Below are 1,494 nucleotides of genomic sequence, written 5' to 3'. Positions count from 1 at the left end.
GGGTGCCCCATATCTCGGCTACGCCGAGATGTGGGTTTGCAACGTGACACGCGTGTCGTGCCACCACTCCCACATCTGGCGATAATGCCGCCAGATATGGGGCACCCAATCCCTTCACCAGTCGATTTCTCACGCAGAGTAGTAGACATGAACCTCAGGTCCGAAGACCTTGGTTCCACTCAACGTGACTCCGGGCAGGTGGTCGAGGTGGACTTCTCGCAGTCGTGGCAGTTTAGCGAGGAACGGCAGACCGGCATCGGTGACCTTCAGACACTCGTAGAGTTCGATCTTCTCTAACGTCTTGATACTGCTGAGAGATTCCATGCTGCGGTCGGTGATCTGTGTCAGGCCGGCGTAGTAGTACTTCAGCGGCAGTGCTTGGATCGCTTCGGTGGCGGCATCGCCGGACTCGCGGCAGTACATGCAGGTCAGGCGTTCCAGAAGACGGCACTGGCCGATGTGGCGGAAACCGCTGTCGGTGAAGCCGATCGGCGTGAGCTCGCGCAAAGCGGGGAAGTCAGGCAGCGCCGCAAGCGTGGCATCATCGACATTCCTGCAGCCAATGCCGAGGTTACGCAGGGCTGGCATCTTCGAGAAGGCGAGAAAGCCGCGGCCGCCGAAGTGCTCACAGACGCGTCCCCAGATCTGTTCAATACTCTGCGACCGTGCCAGAGCGGTAAAGCCATCGTCATCGGCGGCGGCCTCCTGGATCCGCAGGCGTTTCAGCCGGGGCATGGTCCCGATGTGTTGCAGCGCGATGTTGTCGCTGAGCCGTCCATCGCAGCCCAGCGATTCGAGATGAGGCAGCTTGAGCAGGTGTGCAAATCCGTCAGTCGTGATGCGGTCGACGTGCCAGAAGAGATCGAGCTCCAGCAGGCCATCGAGCCCGGCAAGCGCCTGCAGGCCTGCATTGGTGAAGGGGCCATCAAGCACCAGCTTCGCCCGTTCGCCGGTGTGCGTCTTGAGCAGAGGGAAGTTGTGCAGCAGTGGAATGCTCGCATCGGTCACGTATCTTCCAGTACTGAAGCGGAGAAGATGTGGTTTTCCCTGCAGGGCTTCGACGACGCCGTCTCCGGTGGGAGAACCCATCAGGTTGACCTCTTCCAGCAACTCGCAGAAACGGAGGTTAGCAGCGCCGCGATCCGTGATGGCTGACTGCCACGTCATCTCGAACCTGCGCAGGTTGGGCAGATGGCGCAACACCTCGAGGCCGCGGTCAGTGAGCTTGCCTCCGGGATACTCGCTCAGGTTGAGCTGTTCGAGTTGAGGCATATGCACCAGATGCAGCAGGCCATCGTCCGTAAGCTCGCGAGAGCCGTCGAGGTTCAGGCCGGTGACGAAGTCGAGTGAGGCGATCTTCGCGAGCGCGTCGTCGGTCATGTGTCCGTTGGCGTCGAGCGTAGAAATGCGCTGCTCTCGCATGACGGCAATCAGAGCGTCCCAGTCAGCTGCAGACATGCGGCGCCGTGGTCCGATCCTGTTGCGATCCTGTTG

The 1,494-nt window shown here is 60.8% G+C and carries 1 protein-coding gene; it reads right to left on the bottom strand.

Going from position 1 to position 1,494, the window contains the following annotated elements:
• Window positions 1-129: 129 nt before the first annotated feature.
• On the bottom strand, window positions 130-1,494 hold a 1,365-nt coding region (locus AB4043_RS25265; RefSeq protein ID WP_442308496.1), incomplete at its 5' end, for a hypothetical protein.

This window comes from Terriglobus sp. YAF25, assembly GCF_052113305.1.
In the GTDB taxonomy this organism is placed as follows: Bacteria; Acidobacteriota; Terriglobia; order Terriglobales; family Acidobacteriaceae; genus Terriglobus.
This window is presented reverse-complemented; position numbering and strand designations above follow the sequence as displayed.